The following is a 23,482-nucleotide window of genomic DNA, read 5'->3' on the forward strand; positions in this document are numbered from 1 at the left end:
TGCTCAACCGTTGAGCAGCTTCATCGCCGCCTCGTGCACCCGCGGGTCGCCCGCGGCGATGATGCGGCCGCCGCTTTGCGCTGGCTTGCCTTCCCAGGTGGTGACGATGCCGCCGGCGCCGGTGACGATCGGAATCAGGCCTGCGATGTCATACGGCTTGAGCTCGGTCTCGACCACGAGATCGAGATGGCCGGCAGCCAGCATGCAGTAGGAGTAGCAGTCTCCGCCATAGCGCGTGAGCCTGGCGGCGCTCTCGATCCGTCCAAAGCATGCCCGGTCGGTGGCGTTCATCAACAGCGGACTCGTGGTGTAGGCCGTCGCCTCCTTCAGCGATGCGCAGCGCCTGACCGAAAGCCGCCGTTCGCCGGACGGGCCGGAGTAATGAGCTGAACCATTGTCGCCGGAGAACCGCTCGCCGATGTAGGGCTGATGCATCATCCCGAACACCGGCGTGCCCTTGTGCAGCAGTGCGATCAGCGTGCCCCAGATCGGGAAGCCGCCGATGAACGACTTGGTGCCGTCGATCGGATCGAGCACCCAGACATATTCGCCGTCCTCGCGCTCATTGCCGAATTCCTCGCCAACGATGCCGTGCTGGGGGAAATTGGCCTTGATCAACCGCCGCATCACCGCTTCTGCTGCGCGGTCGGCTTCGGTCACCGGATCGAAATCGCTAGCGCTCTTATTGTCGACTGAGAGCGAGGTGCGGAAGAACGGCAGGATGGTTTCGCCGGCGGCGGTCGCGAGGCGGCCGATGAAGGCAGTGAAATCAATGACCGGCACGGCTGTTCCTTAAAGCGAGAAGCGAACTGGCAACTCAGTGCTACTGCCTAGCTCAATCCGGGATAATCCGCACCGACATTGAGGAGGTTTGTCGCCAGCATTTTTGAACGCGAGAGGGGCGCCGCATCCCGCTATGAGTTTTGGTACTAGGTGCAGTCACGAAATCGGGAGGCTGCGATTGAAGAGTAGAATTAACTGTTCATTTCTTGACGAAAAATATTGAAAGAAAACGACAAAAATCGACTTTGGCCCTGTGTTGCGGGTCTGCAAGCCCTGCGGATAATGCATGGGAAATGAATCTAAAACCGCTTGCGTTTTGTGCGGCGCGGCCGCATATTGTTGCGGTGCGGTAGCGCCTCGCGCTATCGCTGCCCTCCTTGGGCGTTTCCTCCCTAGACTTGGGCCGCTTGTTCGTTCAAGCGGCCCTTTTTTCTTTTGGGGTTCTTGCTGTCATTCCGGGGCGTCCGAAGGACGAACCCGGAATCCATCGGGCCGCAGGTATGGTAGTGAGATGGATTCCGGGTTCGCGCTCGCGCGCCCCGGAATGACGATGGATCCTACTCCGCTGCCGCCTGGAACGGACCGAGGTCGCCGAGCGGGACTTCCGCCAGCGCCTCCGCCAAGGTTGCGAAATCGGCGGCCAACTGCGCAAAGCGCGGCCCGCGCTCGCGCCGGCGTTCATCCATGTAGACCGCGCGGTTGAGCTCGAGCTGAACGGTATGCAGCCCGCTCGCCGGGTTGCCGTAGTGCTCGGTGATGAAGCCGCCGGCATAGGGCTTGTTGCGGCCGATCGAATAGCCGAGCCCGCTCATGACGTCTTCGACCACGTCGGGAAGCAGCGGCGCGCAGCTTGTGCCGTAGCGGTCGCCGATGACGATGTCGGGCCGGCGCGGCTCGTCCCGCGACACCCCGATCGACGGCATCGAGTGGCAGTCGACCACAACAACGGTTCCGAACGCCTGGTGCGCCTTGTTGATCAGCCGGCGCAGCGCCCGGTGATAGGGTTTGTAGAGCGCCTCGATCCGCGACAGCGCCTCATCGACATTGAGCCGCTCGCGATAAATCTCCTGGCCGTCGCCGACGACGCGCGGGATCGTGCCAAGCCCGCCAGCGACCCGCATCGAGCGCGTATTGGCAAAGCTCGGAAGCCGGCCCGTGAACATGCGCGGATCGAGCTCATAGGGCTCGCGGTTCACGTCGACATAGGAGCGCGGGAAATGCACCCGCACGACGGGAAAGCCACGCGCGCTCAAGCCTTCGATCAACTCGTCCATGAAGGAGTCTTCCGAGCGCCTGAGCGACGTCAGATCGATCCTGGAAGCGTTGAGGAATTCGGCCGGATAGACCGAGCCCGAATGCGGCGAGTTGAAGATGATCGGCGCCCGCCAATTGACGGGTTCGACGATCTCGAACGGAGGCGGCAATTCACCGTCAGGCCTGCTCATCGTCCGGCGCCGTCCCTTCAATTCCGCTGGGGCTTCCAGCACGATTTTGCCGGAAAAACGGAGGATTTATGTGGGGGCATTGTCGGTAATCACGACCCTTCTGCCAAGCGAAAAAAATCGTGAGCCGGGCTGGAATGTCTCTTAAGAGCGGGTAACGCCCGACGCGATTGATTCGCGCGGCGTTCCGGTCCACAACTAAGTTAAGCATCCGGTCGGCCGCGCCGGCTCATCTTTCACTCGAAATTTACCGCCTATCGGGCTTAGTGTGCGGACCGATCCTCCCAAGCCGGGATTCGACGAAATCAACGCCATGCCCAAGATCCTCCTCGCCGAAGACGACAACGATATGCGCCGCTTCCTGGTCAAGGCGCTCGAAAACGCCGGATTCCAGGTTTCCCCGCACGATAACGGTATGTCGGCCTATCAGAGGCTGCGCGAGGAGCCGTTCGAGATGCTGCTGACCGACATCGTGATGCCGGAGATGGACGGCATCGAGCTCGCCCGCCGCGCCTCGGAACTCGACCCCGACATCAAGATCATGTTCATCACCGGATTCGCCGCCGTCGCCCTGAACTCCGATTCGGAGGCGCCCAAGAACGCCAAGGTGCTGGCCAAGCCCGTGCACCTGCGCGAATTGGTCAGCGAAGTGAACAAGATGCTGGCGGCCTGATCGGCAGCCAAGATTCGCCTTCAAGCGTCCTTGCCTGCCCGCTTGGGGTCCGTTATAGGGACCCGACCCAGCCGATTTTTCGGGCGCGTAGCTCAGCGGGAGAGCACTACCTTGACATGGTAGGGGTCACAGGTTCGATCCCTGTCGCGCCCACCAGCCTTCGCTCGCGAAGCGAGAGAAGGCTGCCGCCCGAAGCCCCACGGGCGCAGGCGGGTTTGCGTCCGCGAGCTACGGCTCGGCAAGCCACTTCTTCCTTCCTTGAGGGCTACGCGTGGCGCAGCCATGCGGAGCAGGCCAGCGCGTCTTCCTGGGATAAGCCGTCGTCACACCTGCGCTGACAAGATCTCGAGCTCGCTGTGGAGATACCCTGAAGGAAACACGACGCCGCATTCGTAGCCGCGTCTCCACACGACGTGGCAGTGCGTGCTCGACTTGAAGCCGTCAAACGACATGAGGAAGTCGTTGGCAAAGAAGTGAAATGAATTCGAGTACAAACCAGCACCGCGCATGTGGAGATTTCTCACCAGGCAGGGATGAACCCCCGAAATCCCGCTAAACGAAAGCAATGCGAACTGGTTCAACTGAACACGTTCTAGGGCACGACGTTCAATCATGACCGGACGCTCCAATTGATAAAATATCCGCAATTGAAATCTGGGAACGCTGCAACTTTCCATCAGTGCGGCTGTCCTAACGCATGCGCTCGTGTTCCTATGGTTAACGGTCGACGCGAAGAAAGCGCGAGCGAGATGGCACAAACCGCACGTCCGCGGGTCGCCTGACACTTTCTACCTTCGCTCTGGCACAAAGTGCACTGACGAGCGCGCCAAAGGTTGGGCTTGTTTGCGCTGCGACTCTCGCCGATTCACGGCGGGCCTCGGGGATATCGGTTTCAGGGCGCGGAACCGCGCCATGCAGGCGGTCGGAGGCATGTTTCGGTTTCCGGCGCCAGTCCGTTTTAGCGGCATGTCACAAATCCTATATAGAGAGATGGCCATCATGCTTGGCTGAGGGGCTTGGCGCGCCTCAGATGACCGGACTGGCCTTTTCCAGAGATGTTTGTACCGCAGTTCGATGGGTGGTCTGTCCGTGGCGTTCCGATCGCCGGCGTTCGCGGCATCGCGAAGCTCACGCCTATCCCGGCGAAAGCGCCCGCCATATGAAGATGGACGGTTCAGATGATCCGTTGCCCCCAAGGGAGACGGACCGGATAAAGGCCGCGCTCACTGCAGGAGATCCGACGGCTTGGTCCAACGCAGAAGTGGCGCGTCTCGTCATCATCCCGGCTCTGGCGGTGCTGTTGTTTGCCGGCGGCGTCTATTGGATCAAGGTACAGCACCCAGCCGCATCGTCGGTCGATCAAGGACCGACATCTACAATACAGGTGCGCCTGGTTCCTCAACGCGAGGAGACACCGATTCCAGTCGATTCGACTTCGCAGGCGACGACGGCGAATGTCGCCCATTCGAATCCTGAAGCCGAACAGCCGGATGATCAGGCGAAGGATGAGGTTGTGATCAAGTCGCCCGACCGCGCGTCCCTGCCTGTTGAAGCCAGTCCCAGCATCCCCAGCATCTCACGTCGTTCGACCGTGGCGAATGTGGTGCCGAATAATGCCCTGCTGAAGTTTCAACAAAGCCTGCTCAAGCACATTGCAAGATTTCAGCGATATCCCGCGGCGGCCCACAATAGGCTACAGGGCACGGTCGAAACGTTCTTCTCGATCGACCGAAAAGGGCGCCTCCTGGGCGTTTGGGTGAAAACAAGCTCCGGCCAGATACTGCTCGATACCGAGGCGATCGAGACCATCAAGAGGGCGCAGCCTCTTCCATCCATCCCAGCCGAACTTCCGGATCGCCTCAACGTCCAGATCCAACTGGCCTTCGATCCATCCTGAGAACGATTGCCGTAGTCACCGGCGGTCTACGGCTGATTGCCCGGCTCGAAAGTGCAGTCGGCGCCGCCGCCGGCCTTTTGCTTGATCACCTTGGGATCGATCGTGCAGGTCAGCTTCGACAGGCCCGCGATGTTCGATCCGGCGGCGCCTTCGGCGGGGATGCCCGCCATCAGCATGGTTGCAAACAATTCGTTGGCGTCGCGGCCTTTCAGCGCGCGCTTGGCGATCTTGAAGGTGATCTCGCAGGAGCGCGACGTGATGTCGACATTGCTGGTGCGGCAGACGATGTTATCGGCGGTGACGGAGATCTTTCCGCCATAGGGAAAATTGGTGTCGCCCTTGAAGAAGGAAGCGACGGTGCGCTTGGGCGCGGCGGCGATCGGCGAGTATTGGGCGACCACGGCGGCGAGCGCCAGTGCCGCCGATCCTGAAGCGGAGGTAGCTGGAGCCGCGCTCGCGCCGCTGATCGAAAGAAAGAGAGTGAGAGCCGCCAATGGTCCAACGCGCATCGTTCCCTGCCTCCTCCGCGTGTCGTCCCCGCGAAGGCGGGGCCATGCCGCGTGATGTCTCGATAGGATTCGGTCATAGTCATCTTCGCAAAACTACTTCCTGTGGTTATGGGCCCCAGGTCAAGCCCGGGACGACGTGGAGACAGCGGGCCCGGAGTTGTGGGACTGGCAAAGCGAAGCGCGCCACCGTTGCGAGCGGAGTACTTGATGATGGGCACGTCGCAGGCGCGCCTTTGCCCACCCTGCACATGCTGCGTATTCCAATCTTTCTCCTCACCCTGAGGAGGTCGCGTAGCGACCGTCTCGAAGGGCGAGGCCACCGGCGGGGCCTCATGGTTCGAGACGCGCTGCGCGCTCCTCACCATGAGGGGCGAGAGGGTGGGCACGTCGCTGCGCCTTTGCTCACCCTACAAATTCGCTGCCTTCAATCCCTCGACCATCGCGCGGACGATGGTGGCGACTTCGCTGCGCAAGGCTTCGATGGGCACTGCGATCAGCTTGTGCTCCAGCCCCAGCGCGACCATGCCGTGGACGGCGGAGAACAGGCTGCGGGCCGTGACGCTCAGCTCTCGCGGTGAGCGCGCGGGAAAGAGCGCGGCGAGCGGGCGGTAGATGTGGCCAAACAGGTCCATCTGCTCGGAGATCGCCCAGTCCGGGACCGGCTTGCCCGGCGCCATCCGGTGCTCGAACAACGCGCGCCATAGCTCGAGATTGTCGGCGGCGAAATCGCAATAGCCGACCGCGATGCGGACCAACGTGTCGGTGGGATCCGCCGGACCGTCCCGCTCCGCCGCGGTGAGGGCCGCGTCGAGCCGCGCTAGTGTGCGCGATCCTATCCGCAGGATCAGCTCGTCGACGTCCTCGACCAGATTGTAGACCGCGCCATTGGCGATGCCGAGTTCGCTGGCGAGATCGCGCGTCTTCAGGCCGGCCAATCCGCTGGCGGCGATCGACCGCTCTGCTGCCTCGATCAGCCGCTCGCGGTTTTTGGCTCGTCGTTCCAGGGCCTTGGACATTTGTCAATCACATTTTGAGCGTTGCTCAAGAAATTATTGAACCGCAAAGATGATGTGAGCGATGCTCATAACAGGGAGCTGGCAAATGTTCAAAACCATTTTCACGCTTTTCCGCGGCACCGTGGCCGCGGCGGAGGAGGAGCTGCAGGATCGCTCGGCCCTCCTCATCCTCGACCAGCGGACCGCTCGCCACCGCTGAGAAGCTCGCCGAGCTGGGCTTTGGTCCCCGCATGAAATCGACTGCCGACGACGTGCTCGCACGGCTCAAAGCCGGGCGCGCAGCTACTGCCTGAACCTTCAAGTCCTCAACATTGTTCATTTAAGGAGAGATTGCCATGAACCAGAACGTCCAGCCCCACAGCAATGCGTGGGTCACCTTCACCTATGCCTCCTTCCTCGGCTCCGCCTTCCTGGTCGGCGTCGGCATATTCTTCCTGCCCGTCGATCTCTGGATGAAGGGCTATCTCACCATGGGCATCGTGATGCTGGTACAGACCTGCGTCACCCTGACCAAGACGGTCCGCGACGTCCATGAAGGCGGCAAGCTGGTGAACCGCATCGAGGACGCCAAGGCCGAACGGATCCTGATGGAAGTGTCCAAGGCGGCCTGACCAGGCAGCCGGAGATGGAACGAACTTCGCGAGGCGGCGGATGTCTGGCATCCGCCGCTTTTCGCCGCGAGGATGCAGCGATGACGGCGCGCAAGGGAGCATTTACCTTCTCACCGTGAGCGCCGCCTGGCGCTTACAGCGCCTTAATGGGCGAAGGGCAGTAATCTGGCCCGACAACGGGCAGCGGCATGGCGTCTTGGAGTAGAATCTCGGTCTCGCGCTTGCGCGAAAGATTTGGCAAAGCCGGCGTGGCACTGGCGCGCCTGCCCGGCCACGCCAACTTCTGGCTCAAGGCGTTGTCGCAGCCAAACATCGATCTCACCTTGCGCACGCATGCGGGCCTTCGCACGCGCATCGTCGAGCGTCCGGGCGTCTCGCTGCCGCAGGAGGAATTGGCGGCACTGGTCTCGCAGCTACGCGTCGTGGCCGCCAAGACGCTGCCGCAGGAGAGCTTGACTTACGGCATCTTCTCCGGCGAGTCAGAGCGTCTCGCGCGCGCCATCGTCACGTTGATCTCCGAGGAGGGAACCGGACGGCCGATCGCCTTCAATGCGCTGTCGGTGATGGAGGTCGAGCTCGACGGCGCACCGATCGACGTCACCCATCTCGGCCTCGTGATGGTCGACCCTGACGTGCGCGGGCAGGGGCTGTCCTGGGTGCTCTATGGCATGACCGCACTGGTGCTGTTTGCGCGCGACGGGCTGCGTCCGAAATGGATTTCCAATGTCACGCAGGTGCCGGCGGTGGTCGGCATGGTCTGTGAGACATTTTCCGATGTGTACCCGTCGCCGCTATCAGGCGCGCGGCGCAGTTTTGCGCACCTGCAGCTCGCGCGCGGGATCATGGCGCGTCATCGCGCGGTGTTTGGTGTCGGTTCCGAGGCCGGCTTTGACGAAGAGCGCTTCGTCATCACCAATGCCTACACCGGCGGCTCGGATGCGCTGAAGAAGAGCTTCGAGATCGCGCCAAAGCACCGCAATGCGATCTATGGCGAGTTCTGCGCTCGCGAGCTCGACTATGCGCGCGGCGATGACGTGCTGCAGCTCGGCCGCATCGATCTGGCCGGCGCGCGGCGCTATCTCACGAGCGAGGTGCCGGCGGGCTCGCTGCCGGCGCTGATTGCCGCCTCCGCCGTGCTGGCGTTGCAGCGGCTGGTGTTGCCGTTCTTCCACTGGTTGGATGACACGCGCACGTTCGGCTCGCTGCGGCCGCGTTCTCGCGACAAGGATGGGCGCCGATGAATCCCGGGATCGTGGCCGATTCCATCGTCAATCTCTGCGGTGCGATCGGGCTCTGCGTCGCGATGATGACGTTCTACTGGCGCGACCCGAACAGCCCGCTGACGCGGCGCCTCTTGTTCGGACTCGGCGTGATCGCGCTCCTGTTCCTGGTGCGCGGCGTGGCGTGGTGGAGCGGCAGCGATGTGCTGGATCGCCTGAGCGTCATTCCGGCGGCGCTGATCCCGCTTGGCGCGCTTGTCGTGACCGAAGGCATGCTGCGGCGGCATGCGCCGCGCGTGGTGAAGATGCTGGCGGTGTTCGGCGGCATCTTGCTCGGCCTTGGCGGCGCGCTCGGGCTTGCCCGGTTCACGACGGCTTATGCTGTTTCGTTGTCGCTGTTCCAGCTTGCGGGCTTTCTCGTCTGTGCCTTGTTGCTCGCGCGCCGCGATCGCGCTTCGCTGATGGCGTCGGAAAACCGCAGCATCGGACGTCTCGCAGCTGGCGCGCTGATCGTGATTCCGTTCGTGATCACCGATTTCCGCACGCTGTTTCCGGACATCCCGGTCCGGCTCGGTGCGATCGGCGCGCTCTTGACCGTGACCGTGATCCTGATCGCAGGGGGCGGTGCCGAGACGCGGCGTCACGGGCTTGCGCTGATGACCTTGCGGCTTGGCAGCTCGGCGCTGCTCGGCATCGCCGCCGCCTTCATCGCCGGCGATGTCGATGCCGCGCAGATCGAGCGCTTCTGCGCGGTCGCGGTCGCCGGCGTGCTCACGATCGCCCTGATGACGGATGCGCTGCGCGCGGTGTTCGAGGCGCAGGAGCCGGGGGTCTTGAATGCGGCAGCGCTGTCGACGGCGAGGACGCGTGACGAATTGATCGCCGAACTGGCGCGGCATCCGATCTTCGAGCACGCGCGGCGCTACCGCGAGGCCGAGCTCGCCAGTTACGATCCGCCGCGCTTGCGGGAATTGTTCGCCACGCAGCGGGTGCTGCGCCGGTCGGGTGCGCCCTGGGGATATCCACCTGACGACCCCGCGGTCGAGCGCGTGCTCTCGCTGATTGCGGCCAACAGCGCCACGCATGTGATCGTGCTCTCGCATGATCCGGTCGACCTGATCGTGCTCGCCGTGCCCGTCACATCAGCCGATCCCGCCACCGAAACCGCGCTCGCACTGGTGCGGCGGTTGCTGGCGCTGACGCCAGAGACGGTGTGAGGTCGGCGGAAATCCGCCGGCCTCTTTGGATCTCCGCTCGCCTATCAGCCGCAGACCTGCGTCGGCTGTGTACGCCAGCCGTGCGTGGTGTGGACGCGGCGATTCACGACATAGCAATTGCCGTTGTCGTAATAGGTGTCGCTGTAGCCGTAATACGGGTAGCCATAGCCGTACGGATAGTCGTAGGCATAGTCATCGTAATAATAGGGATCGTACAAGCCGAGGCCGAAGCCCGTGCCGAAGGCGAAGCGCCGTCCATGGAAGCCGCGGCCGTGGAAGCCGCCACCACGGAATCCGCCGAAGCCCTGATGAATACCGCCGAAGGCGTTGTGGAATCCGCCGCCGGCAAAGCCGCCGCGGAAACCACCGCCGCCGAAGCCGCCATGGAATCCGCCACCGCCAAATCCGCCGCCATGAAAGCCGCCGCCACCAAAACCGCCGCCGTGGAAGCCGCCGCCACCGCCAAAGCCGCCACCATGGCCGCCGCCGCCTCCGCCGCCACGCGCCAACGCAACCGTCGGCGCTGCCGCAAGACCAACCGATGCAGCCGCCAACAATGCGATAACCATCTTGCGTAACATTACACCACTCCGTCAGTATCGCACCCACCCCGCGATAATGATGAGGTGGCGATCATTTGCGAGATCGCGATGCGCACACCTCTCAACTCCGTGCGAGCGTCTTTAAATTCCAGTTTAGAGAGAATTGAACGGCGCAGTCGGAGCGGCGCCGCGGTATTACATCGGAAATGAAAACGCCGGCTTTGTTGCGGGCGAAAAAGCGACCGCGGCGCGAAAGCTGCGGTCGCGGTCCCGGAATTCGCATGGAGGAGCGCTGCAGCGCTGCTCGATATCCATGAGGCGGCGACTATTTTCCCTTCACGAACGCCGCGAAAGCATCCGCATAATCCGGATGCCAGCGCGACAGTGCGGGACGGTTCTCGACGATGTCGCCGACGGCCCAGAGGATGCGCCGCTCGTCGAGCTGCCGCGACACATCATTGTCGGGACAGAGGATATAGAAGTCGCCCGCGTCCAGCCGCTCGATCATGAAGTCGATCGTCTGCTCCGCCGTCCAGGCGCTGGCTGGCTTCTCGGCGCGTCCGCGCGCGGTCAGGCCGGTGAAGACGAAGCCGGGGATCAGCAGATGCGCTGACAGCCGGCAGCCCGGCGTGTTGCGCAATTCATGCTGCAGCGCCTCGGTGAAAGCCTTCACGCCGGCCTTGGATACGTTGTAGGCGGGATCGCCCGGAGGCGTCGTGATGCCCTGTTTAGAACCGGTGTTGATGACGAGGCCGTCGCGCCCGCGCTCGATCATGCGCGGCACGAAGGCATGCGTGCCGTTGATGATGCCCCACAGATTGACGCCGAGAATCCGCTGCCAGTTCTCGCGCGGACCGAACATCTGGCTGCCCGGCTGGACGCCTGCATTGTTCATCAGGATGTCGGTGCCGCCGAACCGTTGTCGCACCGCGCTTTCCAGTTTCACGAGGTCCTCGAACCGGCTGACGTCGACGGTTTCGGTCATGATGCTGTCGGCGCCGCCGGGCGCGATCATTGACAGTTTTGTGGCGGCTTCCTTGAGAGCGTTGGCACTGACGTCGGCGACGCAGACCTTCATGCCCGAAGCGGCGAAGCGCATGGCGGCGGCGAGCCCGATGCCGGACGCGCCTCCGGTGATCACGGCGACATGATTTGGCGACATGGCGGGGTGGGGCATGGTCTGTCTCCGACAAAAATACGTGGCAGCGATCTCTAGGCTAACATGGCGGCCGTGCCATGCACGATGGTGCATGGGAGGTCTTCATTGCCGCGCTGCCCGCGATCAGGCCGGCTGCTTTACGGATTCGGGTCGCCGTTGTAGAGTTCCGCATATAACGGGTCTGAAACCTGCAAGGCCCGTCATATAAATCTCGTTCCATATCAAGGGAGTGCAAACATGGCTGTCACACAGGCAATTCCGATCACGCGTCACCCCTACGCGGACGGTTCCTACAAGAAGATGCTGATCGACGGCCAATGGGTCGATGCGGCCTCCGGTAAAAAGTTCGAGACCCACAATCCCGCGACCGGCGAATTGCTCGCAACGGTAGCCGAAGGCGACGCGGAAGACATCAACCGCGCGGTGGCGGCGGCGCGTCGTGCCTTCGAGGGCCCGTGGAGCAAGGTCAAGCCGTTCGAGCGGCAGAGCATGCTCTTGAAGCTCGCCGACCTGGTGGAGAAGAACTTCGAGGAACTGTCGCAGCTCGATACGCTCGACATGGGCGCGCCGATCAGCCGCACCCGCGGCAACCGCCTGCGCGTGCTCGGCATGCTTCGTTATTATGCCGGGCAGGCGACCGCGCTGCATGGCGAGACCATCGAGAACTCGCTGCCGGGCGAGATATTCTCCTACACCTTGAAGGAGCCGGTCGGCGTGGTCGGCGCGATCATTCCATGGAACGGGCCCTTGGCGGCGACGGTCTGGAAGATCGGCCCGGCGATCGCGACCGGCTGCACGGTGGTGCTGAAGCCGGCGGAAGAAGCGCCGCTGACATCGCTGCGGCTCGCGGAGCTCTGCATGGAAGCCGGCATTCCGCCTGGTGTCGTCAATGTGGTGCCGGGATACGGCGAGACCGCAGGCGCGGCGCTCTCCTCACATCCGGGCGTCGACAAGGTCGCCTTCACCGGTTCGCACGTCACGGGACAAGCGATCGTGCGGGCGTCGGCCGGCAACCTCAAGCGCGTCTCGCTCGAGCTCGGCGGCAAGTCGCCGGACATCGTGTTCGCCGATGCCGATCTCGACCAGGCGGTGCCGGGCGCGGCAATGGCGGTGTTCGCCAATTCCGGGCAGATCTGCAGCGCCGGTACGCGGTTATTCGTCGAGCAGAAGGTCTATGACGAGTTCGTCGGCCGCGTCGCCGAATTCGGCAAGAAGCTGCAGGTCGGCAACGGCATCGACCCGAACACGCAGATCGGCCCCCTGGTGTCGCAACAGCAGATGGATCGTGTCAGTGACTATCTCGATATCGGCCAGAAGGAAGGCGCGAGCGCTGTTGCCGGCGGCGCGCGGCTGACCGAAGGGCCATTGGCAAAAGGCTATTTCGTGCAGCCGACGGTGTTCGCCAATGTGCAGGACAATATGCGCATTGCGCAGGAGGAGATCTTCGGGCCGGTCATCTCCGCGATCGCCTTCAAGGACACGGATGAACTGATCCAGCGCGCCAATGCGACGATGTTCGGCCTCGGCAGCGGCGTGTGGACCACCAATGTCAGCAAGGCGCACCAGGTTGCGCGCGCGCTGCGCGCCGGTTCGGTCTGGGTCAACTGCTACCAGGCGATGGACCCGGCGGTGCCGTTCGGCGGCTACAAGATGAGCGGCTACGGCCGTGAATCCGGCAAGCAGCATTTGGAGGAATATCTCAACGTCAAGGCGGTCTGGATCAAGACGGCCTGACACTCCCTCGTCATTCCGGGATGCGCCAAAGGCGCAGGCCCGGAATCCATCGGGCCGCAGATTGCGTGGATAAATGGATTCTCTGATGTGCAATTGCACATCATAGCTCGCGCTTCGCGCGCCCCGGAATGACGGCTTATCGGCGATAGGCCGCCACTTGCTTTTCAGCGGCGCGCGCCTCCCCTATAGTGCTGATAACGACAACACAAAATCCGGGGCAGGCATGAAATTCCCGTCGCTTTTCTCTCCTCTCAAGATCGGACCGTACCAGCTCCAGCACCGCGTGGTGATGGCGCCCTTGACGCGGATGCGCGCGGAAAAACCGTCGCTCGCGCCGCGGCCGCTGAACGTGGAATATTATGCCCAGCGCGCCACGCCGGGTGGGCTGATCATCGCGGAAGCCTCGCCTGTGGTGAATACCGGGTTCGGCAGTCCCGGCATTCCCGGCATCTACAGCGAGCAGCAAATTGCCGGCTGGCGGAAAGTGGTCGACGCTGTGCACGCCAAGGGCGGCATCATCTTCCTGCAGCTCTGGCATGTCGGCCGCGTCTCGCATTCCTCGTTCCAGCCCGGCGGCGCGCTGCCGGTCGCGCCATCAGCGGTGGCGATCTCCTCCGAGTTCAAGGCGATGACGGCGGACGGCAAGGTGGTCGATTACGAGACGCCGCGCGCGCTCGAGACGAGCGAGATTCCCGGCGTCATCGAGGCCTATCGCGAGGGCGCGAGGAACGCACTGAAAGCCGGCTTCGACGGCGTCGAGATCCACGGCGCCAACGGCTATCTGATCGAGCAGTTCCTGCAATCGCGCAGCAACCTGCGCACCGACCAGTATGGCGGGTCGATCGAGAACCGCGTGCGCTTCCTGATGGACGTGACCAGGGCCGTGGTCGAGGTCTGGGGCGCGAACCGCGTCGGGGTGCGGCTGTCGCCTTACGGCATCGCCAATGGCAGTGGCGAGGCGGACCCGATGCCGCTCTACAGCCACGCCATCAAGCAGCTCGATCCGCTCGGGCTCGCCTATCTGCACTTCATCGAGCCGCGTTCCTCCGGCGCCGGCCGCGCCGAGGTCAATCACCAGAACGTGCCCTCGGCGATGGTGCTGTATCGCCCGATGTGGAGCGGCGTCCTGATCACCGCCGGCGGCTTCACCGGCGAGACCGCGGATGCCGCAATCGCTGCGGGACACGCGGATGCGATCGCCTTCGGCCGCATCTTCATCTCCAATCCGGACCTGCCGCGCCGCCTGCAGCGCAGCTATCCGATCACACCGTATAATCGCGCGACGTTCTACGGCGGCGAGGAGAAGGGATATACGGATTATCCCGTGCACGACGAGATGGCGCAGGCGTAAACACCGCCGTCATTGCGAGCGTAGCGAAGCAATCCATGGTTCCGCGCGTGGAGAGATGGATTGCTTCGTCGCTTCCGCTCCTCGCAATGACGAGGAAAACGAGGAGCGACAATGGCCAAAGCAGCCGCTGCAGGAGGGATCGCGTCGGGCCAATGCCTGTGCGGCGCAGTTCGGCTTGAGATCGACGTGCCGGCGCGCTGGGCCTGGCATGATCATTCCGCGCCGAGCCGCCGCGCGCATGGGGCGGCCTATGCGACCTATGTCGGGAGCTGGCGCAAGCGGTTCCGCATCGTCGCGGGGAAGGATGCGATCACGCGCTACGAGGATGACGCGACGAAGACCGTGCGCAGCTTCTGCGCGACCTGCGGGACGCCTCTATTTTACGAGCGCGCTCGCTCGCCGCACATGGTGAACATTCCGCGCGCGCTGTTCCTGGGCCGTACCGGGCGGCAGCCGCTCTATCACGTCGCGATCGAAGAGCTGCAGGAGTGGGCCTATACCGGCGAACCGCTGGTGCCATTGAAGGGTTATCCCGGCGTGGTCTGGCATCGCTCGAAAAAGAAGAAGCGCCCCGATCGCGAGGGGATGTTTTGAATTTTCGTAGCCCGGGTGGAGCGCAGCGCAACCCGGGTTCGCCCGTGGCTCCGCGGATTACACTGCGCTCCATCCGGGCTACGGTCCTACGGCGCTACATCGCAAGGCAGCCATGAGCGCAGGCGCGATTGCTCGGGGCGTGCAAGTTTGGTCATGATGCCTCATCCCGCGCGCCAATGAGCCCGAGGGTAGGAGGAGACATGAAGAATCGCATTACCGGGCGTTCGGCGTTCCTGGCGCTGTTGAAGGACGAGGGCATCACGCATCTGTTCGGCAATCCCGGTACCACCGAATTGCCGATCATGCATGCGCTGAAAGACCATCCCGACCTCACCTATGTGATGGCGATGCAGGAGAGCCTGGTGGTGGCGATGGCCGACGGATTCAGCCGCGCCTCCGGCAAGCTCGTCGCCTGCAACGTCCATGTCGCGCCCGGTCTCGGCAACGCGATGGGCTCGCTGTTCAACGCCAAATTCACCGGCACGCCGTTGATCCTCACTGCCGGCCAGCAGGAGCAGGGCCACGGCTTGACGGAGCCGGTGCTTTATGGGCCGCTGGTGCAGATGGCGGAGCCGCTGGTGAAATGGGCGGTCGAGGTGACGCGACTGGAGGATCTGCCGCGCATCGTGCGCCGCGCCGCCAAAGTCGCGACCACGCCGCCGACCGGACCGGTGTTCATCTCGCTGCCCGGCGATATCCTCAATTCCGAAGCCGGCATCGAGCTCGGCCGGGCGACCCGCGTCGACACGCGGGTGAAGCCGTCAGATGAATCGCTGCAGGCGCTGGTCGCGCGCATCCTCAAAGCCGAGCGGCCGGTGATCGTCACCGGCGATGAGATCGTCAAGAGCGATGCGCTGCAGGAAGCCGCCGAACTCGCGGAAACGCTCGGCGCGCCGGCCTATCAATCTTCGACGCCCTATGGCGCGCACTTCCTCTCCGAAAGCCCGTGCTTCATGGGCGCGATCGCTCGGGTTCAGAAACTTGCGCGCGAGACCCTCGCGCCCTACGACCTCATCATCGCACTCGGCGGCGATCCCTTGCGGATGTCGGTCTATAGCGAGATCGATCCGCTGCCGGATGGGCTCGGGATCGTGCAGGTCGGCCTGGTCGACTGGGACCTCGCCAAGAACTACGGCGCGGAGATCGCGCTGAAGGCTGACGTGAAGGAAACCCTGCGCGCGTTGATCCCGGCGCTGAAAGCAGCCGGCGGCGGCGCGCTGGAGGCGCGGGCAAAGCAGGGCGTTGCGGCGCTGGCGTCAAAAAACTGGGCCGCGAAGCGCAAGGCGCTGGTCGACCAGATCTCGAAAGCCGAGGGCACCTCGCCGATCGATCCGGACTGGCTGGCGCTGCAGGTTGTCGAGGCAATGCCTGATAATGCGATCCTGGTCGATGAAGGCCTGACCTCGTCGCGCCAGATGATCGCGCTGCGCCCGCACCGCGACCGCTATGGCTATCACGCGCTCGCCTCCGGCGGCATCGGCTGGGGATTGCCGGCATCGGTCGGCGTCAGCCTCGCCAATCCGCAGCGACCGGTGGTGTGCTTCTCCGGCGACGGCAGCGCGATGTATTCGATCCAGTCGCTGTGGACCGCGGCCAACCACAAGCTGCCGCTGACGTTCGTCATCGTCAACAATGGCGGCTACCGCATCATCAAGCAGCGCCTCCTCGCCTTTCACGGCGACGATCATTATGTCGGCATGGATTTCGTCGACCCGCCGGTTGATTTTACTGGCGTTGCGAAGTCGCTTGGATTGGAAGCGATACGGATCACCGATCCCCGCGAACTCAAGGGCGCGATGCGGTCCACATTCGGCCGGCCGGGTACGAAGCTGATCGAGGTGGTGGTCAGTAATTCGGTGAATTGAGCCACGAGTCGTAGGGTGGGCAAAGCGAAGCGTGCCCACCATTACGAGTGGAGTGCTTGACGGTGGGCACGCTCTGCTTTGCCCACCCTACGATTCTTCGTCGTCATTGCGAGCGAAGCGAAGCAATCCATTGCGCCGCTTGCGGAAGCGTGGATTGCTTCGTCGCTTCGCTCCTCGCAATGACGGTGTGAGGGGCTGTCAGTCCTACTCCGCTGCCGTCGCGTGCGGCTTGATGCGGTAGCGACTCGCGGGGTGCTCGTCCGTCAGCCGCGCGCGGCCCGTGCCGAACAATTTCTCCCGCAGCGTGCCTTGTGCATAGTCCTGCTTGTATCGGCCGCGGCGGGTCAATTCCGGCACCAGCATGTCGGCGATGTCCTCGAAATCGTCGGGCGAGATCGCAAACGCGACGTTTAGGCCATCGACGTCGGTCTGCTCGAACCAGCGCTCGATGTCATCGGCGACCTTTTCCGGTGTGCCGACCACGACCGGGCCGATGCCGCCGATGCCGACATGCTCGGCGACCTCGCGCACGGTCCAGATGCGATCGGGATCGGCGCGGGTGATGTTGTCCATCGCGGTGCGGCCGGCGTCGTTATGGACATGGCGCACCTCCTGGTCGAGGTCGTAGGTCGAGAAATCGACGCCGGTCCAGCCGGACATCAACGTCAGTGCGCCCTCATGGCTGATGTGGCTGCGATAGTCGGCATATTTCGCGTTTGCTTCGGCCTCGGTGCGGCCGAGGATGACGGTCATCATGCTGAACATCAGGATCTCGGCCGGATTCCGGCCCTTCTGGGCGGCAAGCTCACGGATGGCGGAGACTCGCGGCGCGATCACCTTGGCCGACGGTCCCGACATGAATACGCATTCGGCGTGCTCGGCGGCGAACTGCCGGCCGCGTGGCGACGTGCCGGCCTGATAAAGCACCGGCGTGCGCTGCGGCGACGGCTCGCTCAAATGCAGCGCGTTGAGGCGATAATTCTTCCCCTCGTGCTTGACGGGATGCACCTTGGCGGGATCGACGAAGATGCTATGCGCGCGATCGCGGATCGCAGCGTCGTCTTCCCAGCACCCTTCCCAGAGCTTGTAGACCACTTCCATATACTCGTCGGCGACGTCGTAGCGGTCGTCATGCGCCGTCTGCTTGTCCTTGCCGGCGCCGCGCGCGGCCGAGTCGAGATAGCCGGTCACCACGTTCCAGCCGACGCGGCCTTCGGTCAGGTGGTCAAGCGTCGACATCCGGCGGGCGAATGTGTAGGGTGGCTCGAAGGAGAGATTGCTGGTGACGCCGAAGCCGAGATGCTTCGTCACCGCGGCCATCGCCGGAACCAGCAGCAGGGGATCGTTCACCGGCGTCTGCGCGGCGTTGCGCAGCGCGGCCTCCGGGCCGCCGCCGAACACGTCGTAGACGCCGAGCACATCAGCGAGGAACAGGCCGTCGAACCGGCCGCGCTCCAGAGTCTTGGCGAGATCGAGCCAGTACGGCAGGCGGTTATACTCCGCGGTGCGGTCGCGCGGATGGGTCCACAATCCCGGCGACTGATGCGCCACGCAGTTCATGGCAAAGGCGTTGAGCCGGATTTGTTTTGTCATCGTGGGCAACCCGAGAAGCGCGGCATCGCTGCCGCGCCAAAGCGTGGAAGAAATTTATCGTCCGGCCTGCCCGAACGGCAGTTCCTCACCGGCCGGCGGCATGACATGCGCGACGTTGAGCGTCATCGACACCACATCGTAATAGCCGTTCACCGCGACCAAATCCATCACGCCCTGTTCGCCGAATTTTGCAACCGCTTTCTGGTAGATGGCATCGTCGACGCCATGGTCACGGCGGAGCTGGGTAGTGAACTCCCAGACGATCGCTTCATCCTCCTTCATGTTTTCGGGCTTGCGGCCGGCACCGAGCGCCGCGACGATCTTCGGATCGAGCCCCGCCTTCAGCGCGAGCGGCGCGTGCGCATACCACTCATATTGCGAGCCCCAATATTGCGCGGTCATGATGATCGCCATCTCGTTGACGCGCTTGTCGAGCGAGGTGTTGAAACGGAGATATTCGCCGACCTTCTGCAAGCGGTCCGCGAGTTCCGGGCTGCGTAACCAGGCATTGAACGGTCCGCTCATGCCTTTGCGCGGGCCGGACATGATGGCATCCGCGACCGTGCGCTGGGCAGGGGTCATCTTCTCCAGCGGGATCTCCGGAAAGCGCTCGCCGGTCGCGGCCGGTGCGACGCCGGTGAACAGGATGCAAAGTGCCGAGACGCGCAGGATCGTTTTCATGGATGACCTCCCTATTTGATGTCCGGACGGACGCCGGACTGCGCGGAAATTGTTGCAGCTTGGCGAGCGTTGGCAAGCTTTATTCGGGCGTCTTCCAGCCGCCGCGATATCCCTATAAGAGGTGGGCAGTTGGTTGCGGGAAAGGCAGATCATGGCTGACAGGGCTGACGCGATCGCGCGGGTGCGCGCGCAATTTCACTCTGGCGAGTTCCTGCGCGAGCTCGACAAGCGGGTCGGCTATCGCACGGAAAGCCAAAATCCTGGCAGCGGTGACGCGCTGCGCGCCTATCTCACGGAGAATCTGCAGCCTGCGCTCGCCGAACTCGACTTCAAGACTCGCCTGATCGAATCGCCGACAGGCAAGGGCCCGTATCTCGTGGCCGAATATATCGAGGACGCCTCGCGCCCGACCGTGCTCACCTACGGCCATGGCGATGTCGTCGACGGCATGATCGGCGAATGGCGCGACAATCTCGATCCCTGGAAGACCACCATCAAGGGCGACCGCGTCTATGGCCGCGGCACCGCAGACAACAAGGGCCAGCACAGCATCAATATCGCGGCGCTGCGTGCGGTGCGGGAGACCCGCGGCGGCAGGCTCGGCTTCAACGTAAAGTTCATCATCGAGACCGGGGAGGAGATCGGCTCGCCCGACCTGCGAACGGTCTGCGAAGCCTATTGTGAGGAACTCAAGGCCGACCTGTTCCTGGCATCCGACGGGCCGCGGCTTTCGGCCGAACGGCCCACGATCTTCCTCGGCTGCCGCGGCGGCAACCGCATCCATCTCGATGTCAACCTGCGCGAGGGCGGGCATCATTCCGGCAATTGGGGCGGTGTGCTCGCCAATCCCGCCACCATCCTGGCGAACGCGATTGCGAGCCTGGTCGACGCCAAGGGCCGGATGAAACTGGAAGCCTTGAAGCCGCCGCCGATCTCGAACCGGGTCCGCGCGGCGCTGGCGGATGTGAAGGTCGAGCCGGGCGCGGATGAGCCGGCGCTGTCGCCGGACTGGGGCGAGGAAGGGCTGTCGCCCGCCGAGCGGCTCTACGCCTGGAACACGCTGGAAGTGCTGGCGCTGTCAGCGGGCAATATCGCAAGCCCGGCGAATGCGATCCCGGGGAAGGCGAATGCCGTGCTGCAGCTTCGCTTCGTTGTCGGCACGAAGATCGACAAGGTCGTCGATGCCGTGCGCGCGCATCTCCATGCCAATGGTTTCCCGATGGTCGAGGTCAGCGGCGCGCAACGATTTGCGGCGTCGCGGACCGACATGGACAGTCCCTGGATCGACTGGACCGCGACATCGATCCGCAACACCACCGGCAAGGCGCCGGCGGTGCTGCCGAATTTCGGCGGCTCGCTGCCGAACGACGTATTTTCGGAAGGTCTCGGCTTGCCCACGATCTGGGTGCCGCATTCCTATCCCGGCTGCTCGCAGCACGCACCCGACGAGCACATTCTGCTGCCGGTGACGGAAGAAGCGCTCACGATCATGGCCGGCCTGTTCTGGGATCTCGGCGAGATGGCGCGGGCGCTGTGATCGCAGCCGACGCACCAAGCGAGTCCGCATAGGACGGTCTATATAAAGGGTGCCGAGCCCGTCGATGCGCCGACGCCGCCATCGATCGCCAAGTTTACGCCATTGACAAAGCTCGCATCCTCACTGGCAAGAAACGCGATGACACCGGCAACCTCTTCCGGCTGGGCTGCCCGTCCCAGGGGAATGCGTTCTTCTAGCCGCTGAAGCACGTCAGGGAAGTGTTCGAAGACGCGCCTCGTCAGGTCGGTGAATATGGTGCCTGGACAGACCGCGTTGATGCGCACGCCTTTTGGGGCAAATTCGAGGGCCAGGCTCCGCGTGAGATTGCTGACCGCGCCTTTTGTGGCGTTGTAAAAGTTGAGCCCGCGATCGCCGCCAAGCCCCGAAATGGATGACACGTTGATGATCGAGCCCTTGCTCTCGATAAGATGAGCAAGCGTCGCCCGCGTTACGTTGAAGACCCCATCGACGTTGACCGCGAAGACCTCGCGCCAATTCTGAGTGGGCAGATCGAGGAAAGCCCCGGCAGTTCCCGTTCCCGCGTTGTTGACGACAATGTCGATCCTGCCGAGCCTGCGGACGACATCGGTGACGAGGTCTTCAACCGCATTCGCGTTGGAGACATCAGCCGGCCGGATCATGCAGCGGTCGGCTGTCAAGGTTGCGGCGACGTCCTGCAATTTGGACGCCCGGCGTCCGTTCAGGACGACGATCGCTCCTTCCTCATGAAATCGGCGTGCGGTCGCAGCGCCGATACCACTGCCGGCGCCGGTGACGATGACTACCTTGCCGTCGAACCTTCGGGACATAGCTCGTGAACTCCACCTGATGCGATCGATGCGTCGGCGGATGCTGGGGAGCTTCGATTGCAGTTGTATTTCAGCGGAGACATTCTTGGCTACATTTGAAGGCGGTCACGGCGACGAGACTACGAATCGACTGCGCGGAGGCGGAGCGCTCTCGACGAGGCGCTAGCGGGTGCGACTAAAGTGCACCGCCGCGGGTACCTTGCGACTGTCCGGACTTCAGGCCATCATGGCGGCAGCCATCGCCGGGCACGTTGGGGACACCTGCTTGAGCCATATGACGTCATCTCGGATGCGAGCCATGCCGCCGTCGCGGCGTTGCCGCGCCGTCCGACCAAATGCGGCTGACGGACATTCTGACACAATCGAACCTATCCAAACGAGGAGAACTACGCATGAAACGCCTTCTTTCGATCGGCTTCGCGCTCGCCGCCGCGCTCGGCGCGGCTGAGGCCGGCGCCCAGGAGCTGACGGGGACGTTGAAGAACATCAAGGAGACCGGCACGATCACGCTCGGCCACCGCGACTCCTCAATCCCCTTCTCCTATCTCGACGACAACCAGAAGCCGATCGGCTATGCGATGGACATCTGCCACAAGATCGTCGACGCGGTGAAAAAGGAACTGAAGCTCGACAAGCTCGAGGTGAAGCTCAATCCGGTGACGTCATCGACCCGCATTCCGCTGCTCGCCAACGGCACCATCGATCTCGAATGCGGCTCTACCACTAACAACGCCGAGCGGCAGAAGCAGATTTCCTTCACCAACACCCATTTCCTCACCGCGAGCCGCTACGTCTCGAAAAAGTCGAGCAAGCTCAATTCGATCGACGATCTCAAGGGCAAGGCCGTGGTGTCGACCGCGGGCACCACCAACATCAAGCAGCTCACCGAGGCCAACGCCGCGCGCGGGCTCAACGTCAACATCATCCCGGCCAAGGACCACGCGGAAGCGTTCCTGATGGTCGAAACCGACCGCGCGGTCGCCTTCGTGATGGACGATATCCTGCTCGCAAGTCTGGTTGCGGGGTCGAAAACGCCCGACGATTACGTGATCTCGAAGGACGCATTCTCGAAGCCGGAGCCTTACGGCATCATGCTGCGCAAGGACGACCCGGCCTTCAAGAAGGTGGTCGATGCGGCGACTGCCGCGCTCTACACCGGCGGCGAGGGACAGAAGATCTACGACAAATGGTTCACGCAGAAGATCCCGCCGAAAGGGCTGAACCTGAATACGCCGATCGCTGCGGAGCTGAAGAACGAGTTCGCCAAGCCCTCGGACTCGCCGGACCCGGATTCGTATAAGTAAACGCAGCTTTAGACCCTCATGGTGAGGAGCGCGTAGCGCGTCTCGGGACGATGCTTCGCATCGCCGGGAGAACCATGAGGCCCGACCGTGGCCTCATCCTTCGAGACGCTTGCTGCGCAAGCTCCTCAGGATGAGGGGAAACAGCGGCTGGCCGGCCATCCTTGGCCCGGCCATTGCATGGGCGGGCCGGGCGTATCGCGGAACGGGGGAGCTTTGAACTATCACTGGAACTGGCAGATTTTCTTCGAGCCGAACCCGACCGGCAGTGGCACCTATCTCGACATGCTGCTGTCGGGGCTGGCGCTGACGATCAAGACCGCGCTCACGGCCTGGATCATCGCGCTGGTGTTCGGCTCGGTGGTTGGCGTGCTGCGCACGCTGCCGTCGAAGGTCGCAGGCTGGATCGGCTTCTGTTATGTCGAATTCTTCCGCAACATGCCGCTGCTGGTGCAGCTCTTCCTGTGGTTCTTCGTGCTGCCGGAACTGTTGCCGCGCGCGGCGGGACTGTGGCTGAAGCAAATGCCGAACGCGCCGTTCTGGACGGCTTCGATCGGCGTCGGGCTGTTCATGTCGGCGCGCGTTGCCGTGCAGCTTGCCGCCGGTATCGCCTCGCTGCCGCGGGGCCAGAAGCAGGCGGCGACCGCGCTCGGGCTGACGACGGCACAGACCTATCGCTACGTGCTGCTGCCGATGGCCTATCGCATCATCCTGCCGCCGCTGACCTCCGAATTCCTCAACACCGTGAAGAACACGGCGGTGGCGATCACCATCGGGCTGATCGAATTGACCGGGCAGGCGCGCGCGATGCAGGAATTCTCGTTCCAGGTGTTCGAAGCCTTCACGGCCGCGACCATCATGTATCTGCTGGTCAATATCGTCGTCGTCACCGGCATGCGCTTCCTGGAGCGCAAGGTCGCGATTCCGGGCTACATCGCGGGGAAATAG

The 23,482-nt window shown here is 63.4% G+C and carries 22 protein-coding genes, 1 tRNA gene and 1 pseudogene; 14 read left to right on the forward strand and 10 right to left on the reverse strand.

Annotated elements, in window-relative coordinates; all coding sequences use genetic code 11:
- Nucleotides 1-3 precede the first annotated feature (3 nt).
- Together hisN and AC5ZGW_RS35075 are read right to left on the reverse strand one after the other, a co-directional pair.
- Complete coding sequence (gene hisN, locus AC5ZGW_RS35070; protein WP_130228436.1) at nt 4-783, reverse strand: histidinol-phosphatase; 780 nt, start codon at nt 781-783, stop codon at nt 4-6.
- Nucleotides 784-1,340: 557 nt separating this feature from the next.
- Nucleotides 1,341-2,228, reverse strand: coding sequence for an N-formylglutamate amidohydrolase (locus AC5ZGW_RS35075; protein WP_028162967.1), 888 nt, complete (start codon nt 2,226-2,228; stop codon nt 1,341-1,343).
- A 310-nt stretch (nt 2,229-2,538) separates the two neighbouring features.
- On the opposite strand from AC5ZGW_RS35075, the gene cpdR reads away from it, so the two are divergent.
- Nucleotides 2,539-2,898 carry a cell cycle two-component system response regulator CpdR gene (gene cpdR, locus AC5ZGW_RS35080; protein ID WP_027583737.1) on the forward strand — a complete coding sequence of 120 codons (360 nt, stop codon included), beginning with the start codon at nt 2,539-2,541 and terminating at the stop codon, nt 2,896-2,898.
- Between the two features lie 81 nt (nt 2,899-2,979).
- A tRNA-Val gene (locus AC5ZGW_RS35085) sits at nt 2,980-3,054 on the forward strand.
- Nucleotides 3,055-3,221: 167 nt separating this feature from the next.
- On the opposite strand, the gene AC5ZGW_RS35090 is transcribed toward AC5ZGW_RS35085, so the two are convergent.
- Nucleotides 3,222-3,512: a hypothetical protein gene (locus AC5ZGW_RS35090; protein ID WP_051397160.1), complete on the reverse strand. Its 291-nt coding sequence runs from the start codon at nt 3,510-3,512 to the stop codon at nt 3,222-3,224.
- A gap of 416 nt (nt 3,513-3,928) precedes the next feature.
- On the opposite strand from AC5ZGW_RS35090, the gene AC5ZGW_RS35095 reads away from it, so the two are divergent.
- Nucleotides 3,929-4,795 (forward strand): energy transducer TonB family protein, encoded by an 867-nt coding sequence (locus AC5ZGW_RS35095; RefSeq protein ID WP_130228437.1) that lies wholly within the window; start codon nt 3,929-3,931, stop codon nt 4,793-4,795.
- A gap of 26 nt (nt 4,796-4,821) precedes the next feature.
- On the opposite strand, the gene AC5ZGW_RS35100 is transcribed toward AC5ZGW_RS35095, so the two are convergent.
- On the reverse strand, nt 4,822-5,304 hold the full coding sequence (locus AC5ZGW_RS35100) for a hypothetical protein (protein ID WP_028168073.1): 483 nt from the start codon (nt 5,302-5,304) through the stop codon (nt 4,822-4,824).
- Between the two features lie 407 nt (nt 5,305-5,711).
- Nucleotides 5,712-6,320, reverse strand: a complete 609-nt coding sequence (locus AC5ZGW_RS35105) for a TetR/AcrR family transcriptional regulator (protein WP_028168072.1) — start codon at nt 6,318-6,320, stop codon at nt 5,712-5,714.
- 170 nt (nt 6,321-6,490) lie between these two features.
- On the opposite strand from AC5ZGW_RS35105, the pseudogene AC5ZGW_RS35110 reads away from it, so the two are divergent.
- From AC5ZGW_RS35110 to AC5ZGW_RS35125, 4 genes and pseudogenes are all read left to right on the forward strand, one after another.
- Nucleotides 6,491-6,613, forward strand: a pseudogene (locus AC5ZGW_RS35110) (PspA/IM30 family protein); the annotation flags it as partial.
- Between the two features lie 42 nt (nt 6,614-6,655).
- Nucleotides 6,656-6,931 (forward strand): YiaA/YiaB family inner membrane protein, encoded by a 276-nt coding sequence (locus tag AC5ZGW_RS35115; protein ID WP_130228438.1) that lies wholly within the window; start codon nt 6,656-6,658, stop codon nt 6,929-6,931.
- A gap of 188 nt (nt 6,932-7,119) precedes the next feature.
- A complete protein-coding gene (locus AC5ZGW_RS35120) occupies nt 7,120-8,172 on the forward strand; it encodes a hypothetical protein (protein WP_474419215.1) in 1,053 nt (350 codons plus the stop codon).
- The gene (locus AC5ZGW_RS35125; protein WP_130228439.1) at nt 8,169-9,368 is read left to right on the forward strand and encodes a hypothetical protein; all 1,200 of its coding nucleotides are present in this window, start codon (nt 8,169-8,171) and stop codon (nt 9,366-9,368) included. Before AC5ZGW_RS35120 ends, AC5ZGW_RS35125 begins: the two co-directional genes overlap by 4 nt.
- A 44-nt stretch (nt 9,369-9,412) precedes the next feature.
- Here the strand turns inward: AC5ZGW_RS35125 and AC5ZGW_RS35130 are convergent, their stop codons facing one another.
- Nucleotides 9,413-9,949 (reverse strand): hypothetical protein, encoded by a 537-nt coding sequence (locus tag AC5ZGW_RS35130; RefSeq protein ID WP_496114032.1) that lies wholly within the window; start codon nt 9,947-9,949, stop codon nt 9,413-9,415.
- Nucleotides 9,950-10,235: 286 nt separating this feature from the next.
- Entirely contained in the window at nt 10,236-11,087 is an 852-nt protein-coding gene (locus AC5ZGW_RS35135; RefSeq protein WP_130229193.1) for an SDR family NAD(P)-dependent oxidoreductase, read from the reverse strand.
- Nucleotides 11,088-11,306: 219 nt separating this feature from the next.
- Here AC5ZGW_RS35135 and AC5ZGW_RS35140 point away from each other — a divergent pair, with 219 nt between their 5' ends.
- From AC5ZGW_RS35140 to AC5ZGW_RS35155, 4 genes are all read left to right on the forward strand, one after another.
- Complete coding sequence (locus AC5ZGW_RS35140) at nt 11,307-12,803, forward strand: aldehyde dehydrogenase family protein (protein WP_130229194.1); 1,497 nt, start codon at nt 11,307-11,309, stop codon at nt 12,801-12,803.
- A gap of 223 nt (nt 12,804-13,026) precedes the next feature.
- The gene (locus AC5ZGW_RS35145) at nt 13,027-14,154 is read left to right on the forward strand and encodes an alkene reductase (RefSeq protein WP_028168064.1); all 1,128 of its coding nucleotides are present in this window, start codon (nt 13,027-13,029) and stop codon (nt 14,152-14,154) included.
- A 111-nt stretch (nt 14,155-14,265) separates the two neighbouring features.
- Entirely contained in the window at nt 14,266-14,748 is a 483-nt protein-coding gene (locus AC5ZGW_RS35150) for a GFA family protein (protein ID WP_028168063.1), read from the forward strand.
- 200 nt (nt 14,749-14,948) lie between these two features.
- Nucleotides 14,949-16,613, forward strand: a complete 1,665-nt coding sequence (locus AC5ZGW_RS35155) for a thiamine pyrophosphate-binding protein (protein ID WP_130229195.1) — start codon at nt 14,949-14,951, stop codon at nt 16,611-16,613.
- Nucleotides 16,614-16,817: 204 nt separating this feature from the next.
- Here the strand turns inward: AC5ZGW_RS35155 and AC5ZGW_RS35160 are convergent, their stop codons facing one another.
- Together AC5ZGW_RS35160 and AC5ZGW_RS35165 are read right to left on the reverse strand one after the other, a co-directional pair.
- Complete coding sequence (locus tag AC5ZGW_RS35160) at nt 16,818-18,206, reverse strand: LLM class flavin-dependent oxidoreductase (protein WP_130229196.1); 1,389 nt, start codon at nt 18,204-18,206, stop codon at nt 16,818-16,820.
- 54 nt (nt 18,207-18,260) lie between these two features.
- Nucleotides 18,261-18,887: a carboxymuconolactone decarboxylase family protein gene (locus tag AC5ZGW_RS35165; protein ID WP_207231117.1), complete on the reverse strand. Its 627-nt coding sequence runs from the start codon at nt 18,885-18,887 to the stop codon at nt 18,261-18,263.
- A 151-nt stretch (nt 18,888-19,038) separates the two neighbouring features.
- On the opposite strand from AC5ZGW_RS35165, the gene AC5ZGW_RS35170 reads away from it, so the two are divergent.
- Entirely contained in the window at nt 19,039-20,424 is a 1,386-nt protein-coding gene (locus tag AC5ZGW_RS35170) for a M20 family metallopeptidase (RefSeq protein WP_130229197.1), read from the forward strand.
- A gap of 38 nt (nt 20,425-20,462) precedes the next feature.
- Here the strand turns inward: AC5ZGW_RS35170 and budC are convergent, their stop codons facing one another.
- On the reverse strand, nt 20,463-21,233 hold the full coding sequence (gene budC / locus AC5ZGW_RS35175) for a meso-2,3-butanediol dehydrogenase (protein ID WP_130229198.1): 771 nt from the start codon (nt 21,231-21,233) through the stop codon (nt 20,463-20,465).
- Nucleotides 21,234-21,625: 392 nt separating this feature from the next.
- Between budC and AC5ZGW_RS35180 the strand changes: the two genes are divergently transcribed.
- Together AC5ZGW_RS35180 and AC5ZGW_RS35185 are read left to right on the forward strand one after the other, a co-directional pair.
- Nucleotides 21,626-22,537 (forward strand): amino acid ABC transporter substrate-binding protein, encoded by a 912-nt coding sequence (locus tag AC5ZGW_RS35180; protein ID WP_130229199.1) that lies wholly within the window; start codon nt 21,626-21,628, stop codon nt 22,535-22,537.
- 213 nt (nt 22,538-22,750) lie between these two features.
- Complete coding sequence (locus AC5ZGW_RS35185) at nt 22,751-23,482, forward strand: amino acid ABC transporter permease (protein WP_028168056.1); 732 nt, start codon at nt 22,751-22,753, stop codon at nt 23,480-23,482.

It is taken from the genome of Bradyrhizobium sp. Crot121, from assembly GCF_059512385.1.

Coding starts and splice junctions, on each gene's coding strand:
- AC5ZGW_RS35155 (WP_130229195.1), top strand. CDS start 14,949: ATGAAGAATCGCATTACCGGGCGTTCGGCGTTCCTGGCGCTGTTGAAG.
- AC5ZGW_RS35125 (WP_130228439.1), top strand. CDS start 8,169: ATGAATCCCGGGATCGTGGCCGATTCCATCGTCAATCTCTGCGGTGCG.
- AC5ZGW_RS35115 (WP_130228438.1), top strand. CDS start 6,656: ATGAACCAGAACGTCCAGCCCCACAGCAATGCGTGGGTCACCTTCACC.
- AC5ZGW_RS35095 (WP_130228437.1), top strand. CDS start 3,929: ATGACCGGACTGGCCTTTTCCAGAGATGTTTGTACCGCAGTTCGATGG.
- AC5ZGW_RS35120 (WP_474419215.1), top strand. CDS start 7,120: ATGGCGTCTTGGAGTAGAATCTCGGTCTCGCGCTTGCGCGAAAGATTT.
- AC5ZGW_RS35135 (WP_130229193.1), bottom strand. CDS start 11,087: ATGCCCCACCCCGCCATGTCGCCAAATCATGTCGCCGTGATCACCGGA.
- AC5ZGW_RS35090 (WP_051397160.1), bottom strand. CDS start 3,512: ATGATTGAACGTCGTGCCCTAGAACGTGTTCAGTTGAACCAGTTCGCA.
- budC (WP_130229198.1), bottom strand. CDS start 21,233: ATGTCCCGAAGGTTCGACGGCAAGGTAGTCATCGTCACCGGCGCCGGC.
- AC5ZGW_RS35075 (WP_028162967.1), bottom strand. CDS start 2,228: ATGAGCAGGCCTGACGGTGAATTGCCGCCTCCGTTCGAGATCGTCGAA.
- AC5ZGW_RS35100 (WP_028168073.1), bottom strand. CDS start 5,304: ATGCGCGTTGGACCATTGGCGGCTCTCACTCTCTTTCTTTCGATCAGC.
- AC5ZGW_RS35130 (WP_496114032.1), bottom strand. CDS start 9,949: ATGTTACGCAAGATGGTTATCGCATTGTTGGCGGCTGCATCGGTTGGT.
- AC5ZGW_RS35145 (WP_028168064.1), top strand. CDS start 13,027: ATGAAATTCCCGTCGCTTTTCTCTCCTCTCAAGATCGGACCGTACCAG.
- AC5ZGW_RS35160 (WP_130229196.1), bottom strand. CDS start 18,206: ATGACAAAACAAATCCGGCTCAACGCCTTTGCCATGAACTGCGTGGCG.
- AC5ZGW_RS35140 (WP_130229194.1), top strand. CDS start 11,307: ATGGCTGTCACACAGGCAATTCCGATCACGCGTCACCCCTACGCGGAC.
- AC5ZGW_RS35105 (WP_028168072.1), bottom strand. CDS start 6,320: ATGTCCAAGGCCCTGGAACGACGAGCCAAAAACCGCGAGCGGCTGATC.
- cpdR (WP_027583737.1), top strand. CDS start 2,539: ATGCCCAAGATCCTCCTCGCCGAAGACGACAACGATATGCGCCGCTTC.
- AC5ZGW_RS35170 (WP_130229197.1), top strand. CDS start 19,039: ATGGCTGACAGGGCTGACGCGATCGCGCGGGTGCGCGCGCAATTTCAC.
- AC5ZGW_RS35150 (WP_028168063.1), top strand. CDS start 14,266: ATGGCCAAAGCAGCCGCTGCAGGAGGGATCGCGTCGGGCCAATGCCTG.
- AC5ZGW_RS35180 (WP_130229199.1), top strand. CDS start 21,626: ATGAAACGCCTTCTTTCGATCGGCTTCGCGCTCGCCGCCGCGCTCGGC.
- AC5ZGW_RS35165 (WP_207231117.1), bottom strand. CDS start 18,887: ATGAAAACGATCCTGCGCGTCTCGGCACTTTGCATCCTGTTCACCGGC.